The following is a 655-nucleotide window of genomic DNA, read 5'->3' as shown; positions in this document are numbered from 1 at the left end:
CCGCCACGTCCGGCTCCGAGCGGTGAGCGCGTGCCGCCGCGGATCGACATCGACAGTTACGTCAAGGGTGTGCTCGACGGTTCCCGTTCGTACATCGCCCGTGCCGTCACCCTGGTCGAGTCCACCAGGCCCGACCACCGCAGGCTGGCCCAGCGGCTGCTGACCGAGCTGCTGCCGCACTCCGGGAAGGCGCGCCGGATCGGGATCAGCGGGGTGCCGGGCGTCGGCAAGTCCACCTTCATCGACGCGCTGGGAACGCTGCTCACGGGCCTCGGCCACCGGGTCGCGGTGCTGGCCGTCGATCCGTCCTCGACCAGGACGGGCGGGTCCATCCTGGGCGACAAGACCCGGATGGAGCGGCTGGCGGTGGACCCGGCGGCGTTCGTGCGCCCGTCGCCCACGGCGGGCACGCTCGGCGGCGTCGCCAAGGCGACGCGGGAGACCATCATCGTGATGGAGGCCGCGGGATACGACGTCGTCCTGGTGGAGACCGTGGGCGTCGGCCAGTCCGAGACGACCGTGGCCAACATGGTCGACTCCTTCCTGCTGCTCAGCCTCGCCCGTACCGGCGACCAGCTCCAGGGCATCAAGAAGGGCGTGCTGGAACTGGCGGACGTCATCGCCGTCAACAAGGCCGACGGACCGCACGAGCGCG

At 71.3% G+C, this 655-nt stretch carries 1 protein-coding gene; it reads left to right on the top strand.

The features are described from left to right. Window positions 1-30 precede the first annotated feature (30 nt). Window positions 31-655 (top strand): methylmalonyl Co-A mutase-associated GTPase MeaB (meaB, locus tag BFF77_RS31400; protein ID WP_066956850.1); only part of this gene is annotated, 625 nt, incomplete at its 3' end.

This window comes from Streptomyces lushanensis (assembly GCF_001700515.1).
Classification (GTDB): domain Bacteria; phylum Actinomycetota; class Actinomycetes; order Streptomycetales; family Streptomycetaceae; genus Streptomyces; species Streptomyces lushanensis.
The sequence above is the reverse complement of the archived record's forward strand: the minus strand, read 5'-3'. Positions and strand labels throughout refer to the sequence as shown.